The sequence below is a fragment of the Anaerococcus sp. Marseille-P9784 genome (assembly GCF_902500265.1).
Lineage (GTDB): Bacteria > Bacillota > Clostridia > Tissierellales > Peptoniphilaceae > Anaerococcus.
In genome coordinates this window covers 750,685-768,723 of the sequence record NZ_CABVOZ010000001.1, presented here as the reverse complement: position 1 = coordinate 768,723, position 18,039 = coordinate 750,685, and the positions used below count along the sequence as shown (strand labels likewise).

Here is an 18,039-nt window from a genome sequence, read left to right as displayed (position 1 = left end):
TCTAAATTGTCTTTTTATTTTACATTTATAATAGGAAAGGTCAAGAAAAAACTTTGACCTTCTGACTATCTCTGACCATTTGTTATTAAAAAATAGAATCCATGATTCTTAGGATTATTTTACTATTTACCAATTATTTTTCAACAATTGCCATAAATATAGCAAATTTGGGCAAAAAAACTGACCCTTCATAAAATTGAATTTCAATTTATGGGGTCAGATTTTTATCAACTATTTATTTTCTTATTTTCTTTTTTTGAAAACTACTAAAGCTGAGCTTGCGCCTACTAATGTTAGGGCAACATTTGCTAGATCGTAAACACCTGTTTTAGGATTCTTGTTTTCTGCTACTTTGTTAGCAGCTTTTGGTTGATCTACATTAGCTTTTTTGGTTTTTTCAATTTCTTTTTCGATTTCTTTGTTGATTTGTTCTTCATCGAATTTGTATTCTGGTAGCATTGCTGCTAATTTGTCAGAAACTTTGAATGCTTTTGTATGATCGCCTTTTTCTATATAAGCTTTTACTTCATCTCTGAATATTGACATGATTTTATAAACTTGGTCAGCTAATTTCATTGAGATTCCTGTTGCCTTATCGCGTGCAAGTTCTGGATTTTCTTCAAAATATTTTAGCATATCTTTATCTACTGATTTTTGTTGGTCAATTATTGATTGTTGAACTTTTTCAATGTAAGCTTGCATACCAGAATCAAGGTCTAGTTTGTAGTTATTCATTCCTAAAGTATTTAGTTCGTTAAATAAGCCGTTAAAGCTGTCATCGCCAACTTCAGACACTTCTGGCTTATATTTTTCATGAACATCTTTTATCATAGCTGAGTAATAAGGAACAAATACTGTGTAAGATGCATCTGCAATTCCTAACCATTGTAGAGTTGCTAATTCTTTTGGCATATCTTTGCGGAGTTCTAGAACGTGAACTTCCATTTGGTTTTTGTTGCCAATTGGATAGATTTTTTCATCTTTGGTTGAATCGTATTGTGTACCAATTCCTCTTTGTTTTAAGATATTTAAAACTTCAAGAGTTGTAAGTTTTCTATTAGCTTCTCTAAACATTGAAACATTACCAGAATCGTTAGTAATATCTTCTACTTTCAAGCCTTTTGTGTATTCTGGGTTGATATAATTTAGACCTTGCCAATATCTACTAGCTGAACCTTTGCTAACTTCTCTCGCGTAAGTTCTTGTTATATCAATATTGCCATTTTCATCTCTTTTTATAAATCCATATTCTTCTGGAAGAGAAACTAAGCCTTTTGATGCGATGACATTTTCCTTATCGTTGATATCAACGCCTCTCATTTGGAACATATTTGGTTGAACAACTACCTTATCCTTTGGCATTTTTACTGCTACATATTGATGACCTGATAAGATATCCATATGCCAAACTTCATTTTGATCGCCTATCATAAGTGAGTTATTCTCGCCTGCGCCATATTTATCAAGGATTTTTGCAACAAATTCGATACCTTCTCTAGCAGTTTTTGCATTTCCAAGAGTCAAACTTTCAAGAGAAACTTCTGTCAAACCACCATCTTTAAGTGGATCAACAAGTTTTGCATAATCATTATAATAAGTAGAAACAGTTGCAGTCATACCAACACCGTGCTCGTTAACTCCAACTTCGCCATAAGCTTGACCGACAACGTTTCCATCTTGGTCAACTGGTTGATCTGTAAATTCCTTAGAATCTCTTACATAAGTATATCTGTAAGTCTTATCTGGCATTTCTGTAGAAAAACCATCAGCATCTGTGTAAGTTGTACCTTCTTTATATTCCTTTTGTTCAGAGATACCTAAAATTTTTGTAGAATCATCAGATAAATCCTCACTTCTTCCATAATAAGTACTTCCATTTTCAGATTGTTCTTCACCAACATAAAGACCTGTACAAGCAAGAGATGTTGATGTAGCTGAGAAAACTAGCATAGTAGCAAGAGCTGCACTAAGAATTTTTTTACCTTTTTTCATCTTTCCTCCGAAATAATAAATATTGATATCAACGAAATGATTTCGTTTTCATATCCACTAATACAAGTATATCATCTAGGGTGTTTTTGTCAACATAAAAAAAGAATATAAAAATCAAAGAAATCACACCTATGAAAAAATTGTTGAAAAAATCCGCAAAAAGACTATAGTATAAGTAAATAAGTATATTATTTTACTTATAGAAAAGGAGGCAAAAATGAAAACTAAAAAATTACTAGCTGTAGCACTAGCAGCTGGAATGCTAATTGGGGGGGGTACTAAAGCCCTAGATTTAGCTATTCCTACAGCTTATGCAACAGAAGAAAAATCTCTTGAACAACTAGAAACTGACCTTGAAGCTGCTAAAAAAGAACAAGAAGATCTTCAAAACAAAAAAACTGCTTCAGAAAGTAAATTAAAAGATATTAAAAGACAATTAAGAAGCAAAAGAATATCAAATGAAGAACGTGAAAAACTTAAAAAACAAGAGGAAGAAGAAACCGATAACATAGCTAAATACACTGAAGGCTTAAAGAAAGTTGAAAATCAAATTACCGAACTAGAAAAAAAGATCGAAGAAGCAAAAAGAGCTCCAGTACAAGAATTTACAATCGAAGTAACTACTACAAAACCAGATGGAAGTGTTGCACAATCTACTGTAACAGGTAAAGATGTAAATGAAGCTAAACAAAATGTAACAAATGCAGCAGAAAAAATCGACGGTTATAAGATAAATATTAAATTTAGTGCTGATAATAAAACAGCAACAGTAACTTATGAAAAAGAAGACGAACAAGTAAATACTTGGGATGTTAATGTAAGTTTACAAATTAATTCATTAACAGGTAAACCATGGCAAGATGTTCCAGGAGCTACAATAACTTTAACCAATAATGACACTGGTGCAGTTGTACACACCTATACAACAACCACTGATAATGATGGTTATGCCCACGCTAATGTTCCTGAAGGAAATTACACCCTAACAGTAACAAACCTACCAACAGGTGGAGTATTAGCTGGCAAGACCTACAGATGGCAGGGCCCAAGTAGTGTATCAAAAAAGATAAAAGGTCCTACCTCACAACCATTCTGGTTAGAAGAGCTATTTACTCTAGTATCTAGATATGTAGATACTGAAGGAAATGTAATCGCTCCAGAAGAAACAGCTCAATTCAATAGAACTCAACTATATCGTGGTGAAGCTAATCCAAACCCAAAAGATATTGAAGGTTACAAGTATAAAGAATTTACAAGTGAGGGTGGTCCATCACAAGGAAGAGGCACTTTCACCTATGTTTATGAAGCCTTAATATATACTCGTTTTGTAGATCCATCAGGCAATGATATTGCTCCAAAAGAATATGGCATAAAAGAATTTAAAATCATAAAAGGATACAAATGGATAAAAACAGAAAAAGATGAAAAGGGCAATGTTACCCACATCTATTTACCTGAATATCCAGATGATGACTCAACTACTACAACAACAGAAGAAACTAACAAAGATAATGAAACAAAACCAGAAGACACAAAACCTGAAGATAAACCAGAAGATGGCAAAGATAATTCTGACGAAAATAAGGCTAAAGATTTAATAGATAAATTAAATAAAAATACAGCTGAAATTGAAAAAATTCTAAAGGAAAACGAAGCTAACCAAGACAAAGAACCTGACAAAAAGCCAGATGAAAAACCAGACAAAAAACCTGAAAAGAAACCAGAAAAAGATAACAAGGGCAAAAAATCAAACCCAAAAACTGGTGTAGCAGGAATTTCACTAGTAGCAGGATCTCTAGCACTAGCAAGTGCAGCTTTAGTAGCTACAAAAAAGAAAAATAAATAATAGATACTAAAACAAAAGCATAAGGAAAAACCTTATGCTTTTTTATTGGAGAAAAATGAAAGAGAAGCTAAAAGTAAGCAAAGCCCATCCCCCTTGGCATCCTGAGCGAACGAAGTGAGTCGAAGGATCTCTTATTTTATTTCACATAAAAAGGAGCAGGTTTTTCTGCTCCCATTTTGTTATTTTACAATATATCCTAAGTTATTTAACATATCATTTCTTAATTCTAAGTTTGATAGATAATAATCTATTGTTGGATATTTCTTTTTTGCTTGGTCAACTGTTGATTTTGCTTCAATTTTCTTTAGTGGATCTAGGGTTACTGTTACAACTTTTTCTAAATCCTTGTAGGCTTGTTTTGAAAAGTCATCTAAAAGCATCTTAAAATGTGGACTTACATAAGCTTCTTTTTTGCTTTCTTCTACTTCTTTGCTAGCCTTATCAAGCTTTTCAATTTCCTTTAGTAGGCTTTTTACAACTTCAAGTTCTTTTTCATCAGCAAGAGCTTTTGCAACTTCTTCTCTTAGTTTTACTTGTCTAATTACTTCAGAAATTTCTTCATTTTTCTCATTTATTTGAGCAATTAGGCTTTGAGCTTTCTTTTCGTCAGAATTTTCTGCTTTTTTAGCTTCTTCTATAGAAATTTTCTTAGTTTCTTCTAGGTGTTTTGCGGCTTTTTTGAGTAATTTTTGGTATTCTTCTTTGCCTAAGATTGGCTCAAGTATTGAGTCGATTTGCTTGTTGTAGCCTATTATTTTATCTGCAAGATCATTAGCTTTTTTGTCATCTTCGCTAACCATGATGGTTTTTGGTTCTTCTTCTTTTTTCTCAGGATCTTTTATCAATTGTTCAAATCCTGATTCATTGTCTTTTAGAAGTTTTATTATTTCATCATTTGTTAGTTCTATTTGATCGATTAATTCTTTTGCTTTTTCTTCAGAAGCGTCAGTTTTTAATGATTTTTCTATTTCAGCAGAATTTTCTTCTAATTTGTCTGTTAATTCTTTGTTTTTTTCTTCTGATGACTTTTCGTCTTTTTTGTCTTCTTTCTTATCTTCTTTATCTTCTTTAGGATTTTCTTTCTCAGCTTCATTTGCTAGTAAAATGTCGGTGATTTCTTTACTATTTTCCTCTAAGATTTTTATAGCATCAATAGCTTTTTCTTCGTCACTGGTATTTTCTTTCTTGTCTTCTTTTTTATCTTCTTCTTTTTTTACAAGAACACTAGCATCGTTTATCTTAAATTCTCCAAAATCTTCTAGTGTCTTTGTATTAAATGAGATTTTTACAAGGCTATTAGGCGCAATTTCCAAATCTTTGATGTTTCCAAAGTCCAAAGCCTTGCTATCAGTTAGTTTGTATCCTTCACTTGTCAATGTAAAATATTCTAAGTTTAATTTTTGATTTTCAAATGATTGGTTTTCTGAAATGTTAAAGGTATAGTCGCTTATGGTTTTTTCTTCTGTTTGATTTAATAAATAATCAGTCCAGGATATTGTCTTATCTTGGTTTATTTTGCCAGCTAAAACGTGAGCTAATTCTTCAGCTGTTTTTTCAACTAGCTTATCAGCTTCGATTTGTCCACCTATACGTTTTGTTAGTATTTCATTGTTTTTTGAAATCAATCCTAGGTCAAAGAATAATTTATCAGCCTTTTCTTTTTTGATGTCAGCTGATAATTTTAGGCTTGTTTTTTCACCAGCTTCTAATTTGATTTCCAAGGCTTTGCCAAGATCGGTTGCTAGTTCATTTGCTTTTATATCAGAATTTTCTAGCTTCAAATTTTCAATGTTAGAATTTTCTGGTAAATAAAGAAAAGCGCTTAATTCTTGACTTCGGTTATTTTTATTTGTGATATCGATATCATAAACAATTTGACTTTTATCTTCTGATAAAGACATCTTGCTTTGAATTTCTAATGGATTTTCGTGTTTTTCTTCTGTGACAATTTCTGTTGCTTTTGGGTTTTCATCTATATTAGTTGCATGAGCTATCATTGGGCTTGCTAATGATAAAGCTAATATTAGGGCTGTATATTTTGTTTTAGATCTAGCTTTCATAATTGTATAACTCCTCCATATTAAGTTTATTTTATCAAAAAAAACAGAAAAATTCAACGTTTTATATATATTTGTTAACTTATATAAAGTTCTTTTGATAAAGTTAGTTTTTGACATTTATTTTAGCTAAAATTTTTCAAAATAAAAAAGCGATGGCAAAAATTACCATCAGCTTTTAGATTATTATTTGTTAGAATTTCTCCAAATTCCTAATTTGTCAGCTTCTTTGATTAATTCATCACGATTGTCTGGATGAGCAAGTTCTACTAGAGCTTCTGCTGCTTGCCAGGTTGATAGGCCTTTGAAATTTCTAATTCCTTGTTCTGTTGCTATATAATGAGTGTTGCTTCTTACTGCTGTTGCTTGTGTGCCTGGTAAAAATGTTGGAACGATGTTTGAAATTCTAACACCGTCTTTGTTTACTCTAGAAGATTTTAGGGCAACTATTGAACGTCCTCCCTTTGATCTATAAGCTCCAAGTATGAAATCTAGTGCTCCGCCTGCTCCAGAAATGTGTCTTGTCCCAACTGTTTCTGATGAAATTTGTCCCCAAAGGTCAACTTGCATAGCAGTATTTATGGAAACAAAATTGTCCAAAGATGCGATTACATCGATATCGTTGGCATAATTTACAGGAACTGCCATTAGTTCTTCGTTGCCGTCAATATAATCGTAAAGTTCTTGGCTACCTGCTGCAAAGGCATAAGTTTGACGGCCTGTGTCGTGGTTTTTCTTCATACCGGTGATTTTCCCTGCTTTTGCCATATCTACAAAAGAATCAACATACATCTCAGTATGAACTCCTAGATCTTTTAGGTCAGATTTGGCAATTTCAGAACCAATTGCATTTGGAAGACCACCAATGCCTATTTGCAAGCAGTCGCCATCTCTTAATAGTCCAACAACATGGCTTGCAACTTGTAATTCATTTTCACCAAATTTCGCCTTGCCAAGGGTTAGCATTTCATAATTTGCCTCGTAAATATAGTCTACATCTTTGATATTTACATAGTTTAGATAGCCGCCTAAAGCTACTGGTACATTTTCATTTACTTCAAGAATTATTTTATCGGCATTGTTAAAGGTTGCCCATGTGTGGCTTGCTGATAAACCAAAGTTAAAATTGCCGTGTTTATCCATTGGTGCAACTTGAATTACTGCTATATTTATCTTATCTTCAAGATCGTAAATATATCTAGGAAGTTCGCTATATTTAATTGGAATGAAATATGCTCCGTATTTGTTGTTATTTATTAAATTTCTTTCAGTTCCAGATGAGTGCCAAGAATGATAGATAATATGTTCCCCTGTTGTGTCTGCTTTGCCTATTTCAAGCTCATAAGGAACTACTCCGCCTTTTACTTTTACATCGGAAAGTTCATTTACTCTTTTTGCCAAAGCTTGGTCAAAAGCTTTTGGAGTAAGTGCGCACCAGCCTATATCTACCCAATCTCCATCTTTTACCATGGCTGCGGCTTTGTCTGCTGTTATTAGTTTTTCTTGGTAAAGTTTTTTGTAATCCATTAAATAACCTCTCTATCAAATCGTTTTCTTTGTTTTTTGACCTAGCAAAAAATTGCTAACTGATATGAATTATCATACTATATCTATAATACCCAATATTTAGGATTCATTTACAATTTATTTTAGTAAAATAAAAAATTAGTGACCAAATATAAAAGTCCACAGAAAAGCATTATTTTTATCGGATCGATTTTACTTTTAAACATAGTAAATAAGGAAATGATGAAAATTGCTAGCATGATCCAATCCATATTTGCTAAAGATATGGCCTTGACATCAAAAAAAGCAGTTTGTAAAATCGAAATTCCAGCTATTAAAATCATTGAAACAATGGCAGGTCTTAGAAAGTTAAGAATATTTGTCATAGCATCAAGGTCTTTGTATTTGTTGTAAAAATAGGAAATTCCACCAACTATTATTGAAGATGGCAAAACGCAACCAAAAGTTGCTGCAAGTGCTCCAGGAAAGCCTGCAATTCTCGTTCCTACAAAAGTTGCAGAATTTATTGCAATCGGTCCTGGGGTCATTTGGCTTATGGTTATTAGATCGTTAAATTCACTAAGACTTAGCCAATGATGTAAGTTTACAACTTCTTCTTGGATTAGTGGAAGAGCTGCATATCCTCCACCAAAGGAAAATAATCCGATTTTTAAAAAGCTTATAAATAAATTAATTAGCATGACTTCCTCCAAAAATTGTGTAAATTCCGCCAATTACAATTAGTCCAAGGATTATGTACGTCACATTAACTTTTAGGAAAAATCCCAAGATAAAACTTGTAAGCATTATAATTACAACCACTGGTTTTCTATCTTTGAGCAAATCTTTTGCCATATCGATTACAACTTTGATTATCAAAGCTCCAACACCAGCTTGCATACCCTTTAAAAAAAGTCCTATAAATTTATTTGTAATAAAAGCTTGGTAGGCTATGGAGATTAAACTTATAATTACTAAAGGTGGGATAATCGTTCCCAAAATTGCAAGAAGCATTCCCATTAGTCCAAAAGTTTTATAGCCAATAACGACAGCAGCATTTACAGCAACAGGTCCTGGCGCAGATTGAGCAATTGCAGTCATATCTAGCATTTCATCTTTGCTAATCCAATTTAATCTATCTACAAATGTATCTTTCATCAAGGATAAAATTACATAACCACCACCAAAGGTAAAGGCTGACAAATAGAGGGTGGATTTGAATAATTGCCATAAATTTTTATTTTTTTCCATAAAACCTCTTTTCTTTTTTTCACCTATAAATAAATATACCCTTAAAGCACTTGACTTTAAGGGTAGGGTTTTTTTTATTTTTATTTTAGAAAATCTCTGATACGGCTTGCGATTTTTTCTTTGGTAAAACCAAATGCTTCCATAACTTCTTCGCCTTTTCCTGATGCTCCAAAGCTATCTATGCCTATATTTAGTCCATCTAAGCCTGTCCATTCTGCCCAGCCAAAGGTGGATGCCATTTCAAGTGAAACTTTTTTGATATTTCTTGGTAAAACTTGATCTTTGTAAGCTTTATCTTGATTTCTAAATAATTCCATTGATGGCATTGAAACTACTCTTATCTTTATGCCTTCTTTTGCTAAAATTTCTTTGGCATCAAGAGCAAGTTCAACTTCGCTACCTGTTGCAATTATTATTAATTCTGGATTTTCGCAATCGCTAATTACATAAGCGCCTTTTTCGATTCCAGTTAGATTTTCTGTTTCTTTTAGATTTCTAACGTTTTGACGAGTTAGAGCCATTACTACTGGTTTATCCTTGCTTTCTAGAGCTATTTTCCAAGCAAGTCTTGTTTCGTTGGCATCTGCTGGTCTTAGCATTAGAGTATTTGGAATTGCTCTTATCATTGCAAGTTGGTCGATTGGCTCGTGAGTTGGTCCATCTTCTCCAACAGCTATTGAATCGTGAGTCATAACATAAGTTAGTGGCAATTTTGACAAAGCTGAAAGTCTAATTGCAGCTTTCAAATAATCTGTAAAGACAAAGAATGTTGAAACATGATGGAAGCTTCCACCGTGGGCCATTATTCCATTGCCAATTGCTGCCATGGCAAATTCACGAACTCCGTAGTAGATATTTCTGCCTTCTGGTGTCTTATCTGTAAAGGCTTCGGTGTCTTTGATATTTGTTTTATTTGATGAGAACAAATCTGCAGAACCGCCCCAGAAATTTGGAGTAATTTTTGCCAAATCTTGGATAATTTCGCCATTTGATGCACGAGTTGCAAGAGCCTTATCTTCATGAGAATATTTTTTCACTTGGTCCATAAAGTTTTCTGGCAATTCTCTATTGATGCCAGCCATTAGATTTTTGTAATCTTCGGCATATTTTTCCTTATAAGATTTTAAAAGTTCATCCCATTTTTCGTTAGCTTCTTTGCCCTTTGCCAAAATTCCATCCGCAAAAGTTTGATAAACATCTTCTGGGATTTGAAAATCATCCTCGCTCCAACCATAAACTTCCTTAGCTTTGATGAAATCTTCTTGGCCGATAGGAGCTCCGTGAACCTTGTTAGTTCCTTGATTTGCTGAACCAAAACCAATGATAGTTTTGATTTCTATTATTGTAGGGCCATTGGTATTTTCTTTTGCTTTGCTGATAGCTTGGAAAATTTCACTAAGGTTGCTACCATCTTCTACTAGTAGGTAGTTCCAATTAAGAGCTTCGGCACGTTTTTTCATATCTTCAGAAAAAGTTGTTGAAGTTTTGCCATCAAGACAAATATCATTTGAATCGTATAGGACAATTAGCTTTGATAAATTCAAATGTCCAGCAAGACTCATAGCCTCATAGGAAATACCTTCCATAAGATCGCCATCGCCACAAAGTGCGTAGGTGTAGTGGTCGATTATTTCTAAATCTTCTTTGTTATACAAAGCTGCCATGTGTTTTTCAGAAATTGCAAGTCCAACTGCTTGGGCAATTCCTTGACCTAAAGGTCCTGTTGTAACTTCAACTCCGTCTATATGACCTCTTTCTGGATGGCCTGCTGTTTTGGCATTTAGTTGTCTAAAATCTTTTAGATCATCAAGGCTTACATCATAGCCAGATAGGTGGAGCAAAGCATAAAGCATAGCAGAACCATGGCCTGCTGATAATACAAATCTATCACGATCAAAGAAAGAAGAATTTTTTGGATTTGCCTTTAAGATTTTATTCCACAAAACATAAGCCATTGGTGCTGCTCCCATTGGAAGTCCTGGGTGGCCGCTGTTGGCTTTTTCAATTTGAGCTATAGAAAGCGCACGAATAGCAGAAACTGCTCTATCATCATTTTTATTAAACATTTTTCCCTCATTTCTTTTTATCAATTTTTACAAAATAACTTACTTATATTATACTACGAAATGTTACAAAAATAGAGCAAGTGATGAGCACTTGCCCTAAAATTTCTTAATTATTTATTTTTTGCCTGGAAAGCATCCCAATCTCTTATGAAGGCTTCAATTCCTGCTGTTGTTAGTGGATGTGTCCATAGTTTTTCAAATAGTGTTCCTGGTATTGTTGCTATATGAGCACCAGCAAGAGCTGCTTCTTCTACATGGCCTATATTTCTGATGCTTGCTGCAATTATTTCTGATTGGAAACCGTAAATGTCGATTACATCTCTTAGTTCTCCTATTAGTCTTGCACCATTTTCTCCCATATCATCGATTCTACCTAAAAATGGTGAGATATAGGTTGCGCCAGCTTTCATTGCCATTAGGCCTTGAGATACTGAAAATATCAATGTACAGTTAGTTTTTATTCCTTCAGCGCTTAGGGTATGGATGGCTTTTAGTCCATCTTCAGTCATTGGAATTTTCACAACGATATTATCTGCCCATTTTGCTAATTCTCTTGCTTGTTTTACCATACCTTCGTAGTCATAGCTTGTTACTTCTGCTGAAATAGGGCCATCTACAAAACTTGCTATTTCTTTTACTACTTCTTCGAAATTACGACCTTCTTTGTTGATTAGTGAAGGATTGGTTGTAACTCCATCGCAAAGACCTAGATCGTTTATTCTTTTTATTTCATCTACATTGGCTGTGTCTAAGAAAAATTTCATTTTATCTCCTAAAATCTTTAAATACTAAAATATCTCGTTAATTTTGTTTTTGAAGTCTTCAGCTGCTTTTTTTGGATTTTCCGCTTCTGCAATTCCTCTGCCTGCTATGAAACAAGCAACATCAATGCCTTTGAAAAGTTGTAGGGTATCTACATTTAATCCACCAGTTACTGAAACTTCAAATCCCATATCTACAAGTTTTTTGATTTTTGTTAGATCTTTTTCTCCCCAAGTTTCGCCACTTAAAAGAGCATCTCTTGATTGGTGGTAGACAACTTGATTTATGCCAATTTCCTTCCAAGCTTTGGCTTGGTCAAATGTCCAATCTCCGTAAAGTTCAACTTGAAGCTCGTCGATTTCTTTGTTGGCAGCTTGCATGGTAGGAATTGTCGCACAGCAAATTACTGTCATCCAGTTTGCTCCAGCGTCTTTGCAATTTTTTGCAACAGTTTTGCCTGCATCGGCACATTTGGTGTCTGCAAGTATGGTTTTTTCTGGATATAAAGCTCTTATTGCTCTAACAGGTTCCATACCATCTTGTAAGCATAAAACTGTTCCTACTTCTATTATGTCAACTACATCGCCAACTTCTCTTACAGTTTCTAAGGCTTTGCTTAGAGATTGGCTATCTAAAGCTATTTGTAGCTTTGGTTTACTCATTACTCTTCTCCTTATTTTAATTTGTTAACTAAAAATTCATAAGAATCTTTTATTATTTCTTTGTAATTTTCTTCTCCATGATCCCAAAATTCACCTGTATATATGGAAACTTTTTGATTTTTCAACTCTTTTATTGATCTTTCATATTCTGTATGACCACCTGAGCCAAATCTCATATCTCTATATATTCCTGGATTTGTTTCTTTTAGGTGGGCTGCAAATATGTGACCAGCGCCCTTTTTCAAATCTTCTATAACATCTGTGCCGTATTTTACAGCTGCATTTTTAAGATTTCCTATATCTGGATAAATTCCCAAATATGGACTGTTAATAATATCGACATAGTGCATAGCCTTTTCTACAGTATCCATAAATTCTGTTTCCATGGTTTCAAAAGCGAGTATCACGCCATATTTGCTGGCTATGTCTACTGCCTTGGATAGATTTTCCAAGAAATATTTTTTGCTATCGGCAGTGCTTTCTTCGTAATAAACATCATAACCTGCAAGTTGAATGATTCTAATACCGTTGTTATCAGAAAATTCTATGGCTTTTTTCATAATATCCATGGATTTATCTCTGATTTCTTTTTTGCTTGACCCAAAAGGATATTTTCTATGGCCTGATAAGCACATGGTTCTAATTCTCATATCACAAGCTACTTGAGATTTTTTTAGAATGTCACTTGTGCCATCATAAAGCCTATTTAGTTTTTCATCGCTTTCGTCTATGCTTATTTCTAGCTGATCAAAGCCAATTTCTTTTGCAAGTTTTAGTTTTTGATCTAAAGACAAAGAATTTGGCAAAGCTTTTTCATAGATTCCTAGATTAATTTTGTCCATAATAAGCGTTAGCTCCGTGTTTTCTTAGGTAATGTTTGTCTAATAATTCATCGCTCATGGCTTCATTTTTGCCAATTGAAATTAAGTGCCAATTCATAAAGGCAACTTCTTCTAAAACTACAGAGTGGAAAACTGAATCTGCTGCATCTTCGCCAAAGACAAAAGGACCATGATTTGCTACCAAAACTGCCGGTACATCTTTTGGAGAAATTTTTCTATCTTCAAAACACTTTATTATTACTAGTCCAGTGTTTTTTTCATAATCATTGGCAATTTCTTCTTTAGTCATATCAGCTGTTACTGGAATTGACCCATAAAAATAATCTCCATGAGTTGTTCCCATAGCTTTTATGTCCATTTTAGCCTGAGCCATTATTGTTGCCCATCTAGAGTGTGTGTGGGTTATGCCGCCAATTTCCGGGTATTTTTTGTAAATTTCTAAATGTGTTGCAGTATCGCTTGATGGTTTTAGATCTCCCTCAACAACGTTTCCGTCAAGGTCGACTACCACCATATCGCTTTCATTCATCGTTTCATAATCCACGCCTGATGGTTTTATGACTACATATTTTCTATCTGGGGAAATTTCAGAAACATTTCCCCAGGTAAATTTTACTAGATCATATTTTGGCAATAATAAGTTTGCTTCATAAACTTTTTGTTTGATATCTTCTAACATAAAGCCTACTTATCTTTCTAAAAGATTATTTTCTTTGATTTTTTCCATGGCTTCATCTTTAGAAAGAATGTTTTTCATGCCTATGATTGTAACGCCTTTTTCTTTCAAATTGTCAAAATCTTTCATGAAATTTACTGCACAGAATATTACATCAGCACTTCTTCCTGTAGATTTGCCTTCTGATAGTGAGCAGTGAGAGATGTCAAGTTTGCCCTTATAATCCAATTCATTAAAAGCTTGCTTAATCTTATTCATCATCATCAAACTTGTTCCAGCTCCATTTGCACATGCTACTATTACTTTCATTTCGCCCTCCTATTTATTTGCGATTGTTTCTTTGTACTTTTCATAATCTTCAGTGATCATGAAGTAACCTTCTTTGTTCTTTTTATATTGTAGTTGAGGAATTACGATTAATAAGATTGCTACTAATGCAACACCAACATATTGAATATTCTTAATTATTACTGTAAATGCTGGCCATACTGTTGCCCAGTCAAACATTCCTAGGTATCCACCGTATTGAGCAAGTCCAGAATATGTTGCTATAAATGCTGAACCAAATACTTGGATTAGACCTGATAAGAATGGCATTAACATTGCAGCCTTATATCCACCTCTATTATTAGCATATACCCCAATTACAGCGTTATCAAAGAATAATGGAACGAATCCTGCAATTATTAGTGTTGGGGATTTTAGTAAGAATAGAGTACCTATTGCTAAAAATTGTCCTAAAGCACCAAATAAAAATCCGATTGTTACTGCATTTGCTGCACCAAAACCAAATACTGCTGCACAGTCGATTCCTGGAAGCGCACCTGGTAAAAGTTTTCTTTGGATACCATCAAATGATGATGTTAATTCGCCAACGAATGTTCTAACTCCTAGTTGTAAGATAGCTAAGTTTACTGCAAAGCTAAATGAAGATTGTAGGATGTAGAAGAAGAAGTTATCGTCCATTTTTAAAGCTTCGTGAGCTACTAGATATTCTTTGCCTAAAACTGATTGGATAATTCCAAAGAATAAGGTCATAAGAATTGCTGTAGCTACCATATTTTCGTTAAAGATTGATAAAAATCCTGGAAGTTCTATATCATCGATATCTTTACTTTGATCTTTTTTCTTAGCAAATAATTTATCACTTAAGAAGCAAGCAAGTCTTATACCAAACATTTGTTGGTGAGCTATACAGAAACCTGCACCATCTGTAAGTTTTTGTGTATCTTCAACTGTTAAGTTACTACCTACTGCCCAATAAAGACCTAGTAAAATAGCCATTATTACAAGAATAGGTGTTTGACCTAAATCTGGAAAACAGAAAATTAATAGCCAAAAAGCTGTTGCAGCTTGTTGCATTTGAACGTGACCTGTTGTAAATACAGCTCTCATCTTTGTAATATTTTTTGCTCTAACTAAAATAATGTTAACTATAAAGGCAATAAGCAATAGAACCATTACTTGTGAAAATGATCTACCAAGATGCTCCATTCCTTCAGTTACTGCGTTTTGACCAAAATATGGGTCAATTACTGTTGCAGAAATATTAAATTTATCTTTAAGTCCAGTAAGTATTGGTCTAAATGTAGAAACAAGCCCACCAGAACCAACTGCCAAAATCATATAGCCTACAGTTGCTTTTATAAAGCCTGCCAAGGCTTCGTACCATTTCTTACCATCTAGCAAATAGCCAATTAGTACCAAAAAACCTATAAAAAATGCTGGTTTTGTAAGTATATTTTTTACAAATCCGTTTAAAATTGCTAATAATATATTCATAAATATCCCCTAAATATTATATTTTTTTGAAATTTTTCTTAAATCTTCTTCGTTTTTAGCTTCGCATAAAGCTTCAACAATTTCTTCATCGCACAATATATCAGATAAAGCCGCAATATTTTCCAAATGTTTTTTGTTATCTTCACTAGCTACAGTAAAAAATATTTTCGCATCCTTATCCCTATCATCTTCGTCAAAAACTACTGGTTTTTCAACCCTCATGAAAGCTACAGCAGTTTCATTTACGCCTTGAGCACATTCTTGACAATGAGGCATAGCCACTTGTGGTATCAAAACAATGTATGGACCGTATTTTTCGCAAGTTTCGATAATTTGTTTTGGATATGTTTCATCAACAATGTTTTTTTCTATTAATTTCTTGCAAGATTTATTAATAGCTTCTTGCCAAGTGTCTATTTGATCATAAAAATCAAACAAACCTCTTTCTAGTATTTCGTTAATCATATTTCACCTTTTATGTATCTTAAACTGCCAACAAAAATAGCAGTTTATATTTTTTATAATATTGATTTGAATGGTACATTTCTTGGATTTTCAAATGCGTCTTCAAATCCTGGTCTGTACCTGTACTCTAATTCATCCTTCATTGTTGGCCATACATATTTGCCACCAACATCCCAAATATATGGGTGGAATTTATATTTTGATCTATCTTTTCTATATTGCCATAGATATTTGATCTCTTTTGGATCAGCTTTGAAGTTTGTCCAAACATCATGGTGAATTGGAATTACAACCTCACAACCTACAGATTCAGCCATTCTTAGTATATCAATAGAAGTCATCTTATCTTGATTACCTACTGGGTTATCTCCATAAGAACCAAAAGCAATGTCGATATCATATTTCTTGCCAACTTCTGCAAAACCTATTGAGAAGTGAGAATCTCCTGTGTGATATACAGTTCCTGCCGGCATTTTGATTAGATAATTTACAGCCTTTTCGTCCATATTTGTCGGGCAAACCCCCTCAATATCTTCACCAACTTCTGTTGTAACTAAGCAAGTTCTATCAAAAGAATCAAGAGCAACAATGGTTGTATCTTTTATCTTTATCTCATCACCTGGTTTTACAACTATACATCTATCTTCTGGTACACCGTATGATAACCATTTTTTAACAGATTCCTTTGGTCCTATAAAAGGTACATCATCAGAACAATTCTTCAAAACTGCTGCTGCAAAGAAAGGATCGATATGATCATTGTGGTAGTGAGTTGACAAAACAGCATCAACTTTTGTAACAGCAAATGGGTCAAAAACTATTGGATTAGCTCTTAAATTTGGTTGAAGAGCCTTGCCACCAGTCATATTTCTCATTTGATGGTAAGGAGCCATCTCCTTAACTTTTTTGGTTCTTTTTCCATTACCAAACCACAAATCAATTGCAATGTTTGTATCATTTTCTGTCTTAAACCAAATGCCAGTGCAGCCAATCCACCACATAGCAAAGGTGCCTTTTTCTACTACTTCTTCGTCAATTTCCTCATTAAGCCATGTTCCCCACTCAGGAAAGGCGCCTAAGATCCATTTTTCTCTAGTAATTTCATCAATTTGGCTCATAATACCTCCATAAATTAATTTAATTCTTTACCTAGTTATATCATATAACAAAATTAATGAACGGTCAAGCATTTATTTTGTATTTTTATCGATATTATATGATTGATTTGATTGATTTAGGCAGTATAATGTAAATGATAACGATTTATTATTCTTTATGCCGACAAACGTTCATAAAAATAATGAGATTATAAGAGGTTAATATGAAAACAAAAAAATCCATCGTAGATAAAAGAAGAGAAGAAGTATTAAATTACATAAGTAGTGAAAATACAGTTACAAGCAAAGAGCTTATTGAAAAATTTAAGGTTTCAGAAATAACCATAAGAAGGGACTTAGATTTTCTCCAATCTCTCGGGAAAATCCAAAGATTTCACGGAGGAGCAAGGATAAATAAATGCCAAGATTCGGCAAATTTATTACTAGAAAACAAAAAAGAAAAAATCGCCAAAAAATGTGCAGATTTCATAAACAACGATGATGATATTTTTATAAATTCATCATCAACTGCCCTAAAAGTTCTAAAATTCATAAAAAATAAGAGAGTAAATATTATAACAAATAATGCCAAAGCTTCTTCTATTAAAATCGATCCTTTAGTTAATGTTATCTTGACAGGAGGCAGAGTATCCTACCCAAAAAATGCAATGACCGGAACTTTTGCCCTAAACAATCTTAAAAGTGTCGCATCGAACCTTTCTATAATCGGTATTTCAGGAATCACAGAAGAAGGTGAACTTACAACAAGCGTACTAGATGAAGTGGAAATAAACCAATATATGCTAAATGAATCCACAGAAAAAAACATACTAGTTTGCGACAGCTCAAAATTTAGCCAATCCGCAAACTTTAAAATAGGCACAATCCAAAACATAGACATAATAATAACCGATAACGAAATATCAAGATCAAAAGTCGAATCTCTTGAGAAATTGGGGATTAAGGTGATTTTGGTGTGAGATTATATTTTTTTGTACTCACTTTCTAGAGCTTTTAATAATCAAAAAATAGCTA

The 18,039-nt window shown here is 33.4% G+C and carries 16 protein-coding genes; 2 read left to right on the top strand and 14 right to left on the bottom strand.

Annotated features, from left to right (window positions below; all coding sequences use genetic code 11):
* Positions 1-243: 243 nt before the first annotated feature.
* Positions 244-1,992, bottom strand: a complete 1,749-nt coding sequence (locus tag GAN53_RS03570; RefSeq protein WP_151409616.1) for a C69 family dipeptidase — start codon at positions 1,990-1,992, stop codon at positions 244-246.
* A gap of 217 nt (positions 1,993-2,209) precedes the next feature.
* Here GAN53_RS03570 and GAN53_RS03565 point away from each other — a divergent pair, with 217 nt between their 5' ends.
* Entirely contained in the window at positions 2,210-3,838 is a 1,629-nt protein-coding gene (locus tag GAN53_RS03565; RefSeq protein WP_151409615.1) for a carboxypeptidase regulatory-like domain-containing protein, read from the top strand.
* Between the two features lie 179 nt (positions 3,839-4,017).
* Here the strand turns inward: GAN53_RS03565 and GAN53_RS03560 are convergent, their stop codons facing one another.
* From GAN53_RS03560 to ulaG, 13 genes are all read right to left on the bottom strand, one after another.
* Positions 4,018-5,898 (bottom strand): hypothetical protein, encoded by a 1,881-nt coding sequence (locus GAN53_RS03560; RefSeq protein WP_151409614.1) that lies wholly within the window; start codon positions 5,896-5,898, stop codon positions 4,018-4,020.
* 183 nt (positions 5,899-6,081) lie between these two features.
* Positions 6,082-7,422: an acetyl-CoA hydrolase/transferase C-terminal domain-containing protein gene (locus GAN53_RS03555; RefSeq protein ID WP_151409613.1), complete on the bottom strand. Its 1,341-nt coding sequence runs from the start codon at positions 7,420-7,422 to the stop codon at positions 6,082-6,084.
* Between the two features lie 122 nt (positions 7,423-7,544).
* Positions 7,545-8,102, bottom strand: coding sequence for a chromate transporter (locus tag GAN53_RS03550; protein WP_151409612.1), 558 nt, complete (start codon positions 8,100-8,102; stop codon positions 7,545-7,547).
* A complete protein-coding gene (locus tag GAN53_RS03545) occupies positions 8,092-8,652 on the bottom strand; it encodes a chromate transporter (RefSeq protein WP_151409611.1) in 561 nt (186 codons plus the stop codon). The genes GAN53_RS03550 and GAN53_RS03545 overlap by 11 nt, the downstream gene beginning before the upstream one ends.
* Before the next feature lie 80 nt (positions 8,653-8,732).
* Complete coding sequence (gene tkt, locus GAN53_RS03540) at positions 8,733-10,718, bottom strand: transketolase (protein ID WP_151409610.1); 1,986 nt, start codon at positions 10,716-10,718, stop codon at positions 8,733-8,735.
* 110 nt (positions 10,719-10,828) lie between these two features.
* Positions 10,829-11,482 (bottom strand): fructose-6-phosphate aldolase, encoded by a 654-nt coding sequence (gene fsa, locus GAN53_RS03535; RefSeq protein WP_151409609.1) that lies wholly within the window; start codon positions 11,480-11,482, stop codon positions 10,829-10,831.
* A gap of 24 nt (positions 11,483-11,506) precedes the next feature.
* Positions 11,507-12,142 (bottom strand): 3-keto-L-gulonate-6-phosphate decarboxylase UlaD, encoded by a 636-nt coding sequence (locus GAN53_RS03530; RefSeq protein WP_151409608.1) that lies wholly within the window; start codon positions 12,140-12,142, stop codon positions 11,507-11,509.
* Positions 12,143-12,153: 11 nt separating this feature from the next.
* Positions 12,154-12,984 (bottom strand): L-ribulose-5-phosphate 3-epimerase, encoded by an 831-nt coding sequence (locus tag GAN53_RS03525; RefSeq protein WP_151409607.1) that lies wholly within the window; start codon positions 12,982-12,984, stop codon positions 12,154-12,156.
* Entirely contained in the window at positions 12,971-13,663 is a 693-nt protein-coding gene (locus GAN53_RS03520; RefSeq protein WP_151409606.1) for an L-ribulose-5-phosphate 4-epimerase, read from the bottom strand. Before GAN53_RS03520 ends, GAN53_RS03525 begins: the two co-directional genes overlap by 14 nt.
* A gap of 9 nt (positions 13,664-13,672) precedes the next feature.
* On the bottom strand, positions 13,673-13,969 hold the full coding sequence (locus tag GAN53_RS03515) for a PTS sugar transporter subunit IIB (RefSeq protein ID WP_151409605.1): 297 nt from the start codon (positions 13,967-13,969) through the stop codon (positions 13,673-13,675).
* 9 nt (positions 13,970-13,978) lie between these two features.
* Complete coding sequence (locus GAN53_RS03510; RefSeq protein WP_151409604.1) at positions 13,979-15,442, bottom strand: PTS ascorbate transporter subunit IIC; 1,464 nt, start codon at positions 15,440-15,442, stop codon at positions 13,979-13,981.
* A 9-nt stretch (positions 15,443-15,451) separates the two neighbouring features.
* The gene (locus GAN53_RS03505) at positions 15,452-15,907 is read right to left on the bottom strand and encodes a PTS sugar transporter subunit IIA (RefSeq protein WP_151409603.1); all 456 of its coding nucleotides are present in this window, start codon (positions 15,905-15,907) and stop codon (positions 15,452-15,454) included.
* A 53-nt stretch (positions 15,908-15,960) separates the two neighbouring features.
* Positions 15,961-17,025, bottom strand: a complete 1,065-nt coding sequence (gene ulaG, locus GAN53_RS03500; RefSeq protein ID WP_151409602.1) for an L-ascorbate 6-phosphate lactonase — start codon at positions 17,023-17,025, stop codon at positions 15,961-15,963.
* Between the two features lie 203 nt (positions 17,026-17,228).
* Between ulaG and GAN53_RS03495 the strand changes: the two genes are divergently transcribed.
* Positions 17,229-17,984 carry a DeoR/GlpR family DNA-binding transcription regulator gene (locus tag GAN53_RS03495; protein ID WP_151409601.1) on the top strand — a complete coding sequence of 252 codons (756 nt, stop codon included), beginning with the start codon at positions 17,229-17,231 and terminating at the stop codon, positions 17,982-17,984.
* Positions 17,985-18,039 lie beyond the last annotated feature (55 nt).

Coding starts and splice junctions, on each gene's coding strand:
- GAN53_RS03560 (WP_151409614.1), bottom strand. CDS start 5,898: ATGAAAGCTAGATCTAAAACAAAATATACAGCCCTAATATTAGCTTTA.
- GAN53_RS03530 (WP_151409608.1), bottom strand. CDS start 12,142: ATGAGTAAACCAAAGCTACAAATAGCTTTAGATAGCCAATCTCTAAGC.
- GAN53_RS03545 (WP_151409611.1), bottom strand. CDS start 8,652: ATGGAAAAAAATAAAAATTTATGGCAATTATTCAAATCCACCCTCTAT.
- GAN53_RS03515 (WP_151409605.1), bottom strand. CDS start 13,969: ATGAAAGTAATAGTAGCATGTGCAAATGGAGCTGGAACAAGTTTGATG.
- GAN53_RS03495 (WP_151409601.1), top strand. CDS start 17,229: ATGAAAACAAAAAAATCCATCGTAGATAAAAGAAGAGAAGAAGTATTA.
- fsa (WP_151409609.1), bottom strand. CDS start 11,482: ATGAAATTTTTCTTAGACACAGCCAATGTAGATGAAATAAAAAGAATA.
- GAN53_RS03510 (WP_151409604.1), bottom strand. CDS start 15,442: ATGAATATATTATTAGCAATTTTAAACGGATTTGTAAAAAATATACTT.
- ulaG (WP_151409602.1), bottom strand. CDS start 17,025: ATGAGCCAAATTGATGAAATTACTAGAGAAAAATGGATCTTAGGCGCC.
- GAN53_RS03555 (WP_151409613.1), bottom strand. CDS start 7,422: ATGGATTACAAAAAACTTTACCAAGAAAAACTAATAACAGCAGACAAA.
- GAN53_RS03550 (WP_151409612.1), bottom strand. CDS start 8,102: ATGCTAATTAATTTATTTATAAGCTTTTTAAAAATCGGATTATTTTCC.
- GAN53_RS03565 (WP_151409615.1), top strand. CDS start 2,210: ATGAAAACTAAAAAATTACTAGCTGTAGCACTAGCAGCTGGAATGCTA.
- tkt (WP_151409610.1), bottom strand. CDS start 10,718: ATGTTTAATAAAAATGATGATAGAGCAGTTTCTGCTATTCGTGCGCTT.
- GAN53_RS03525 (WP_151409607.1), bottom strand. CDS start 12,984: ATGGACAAAATTAATCTAGGAATCTATGAAAAAGCTTTGCCAAATTCT.
- GAN53_RS03570 (WP_151409616.1), bottom strand. CDS start 1,992: ATGAAAAAAGGTAAAAAAATTCTTAGTGCAGCTCTTGCTACTATGCTA.
- GAN53_RS03505 (WP_151409603.1), bottom strand. CDS start 15,907: ATGATTAACGAAATACTAGAAAGAGGTTTGTTTGATTTTTATGATCAA.
- GAN53_RS03520 (WP_151409606.1), bottom strand. CDS start 13,663: ATGTTAGAAGATATCAAACAAAAAGTTTATGAAGCAAACTTATTATTG.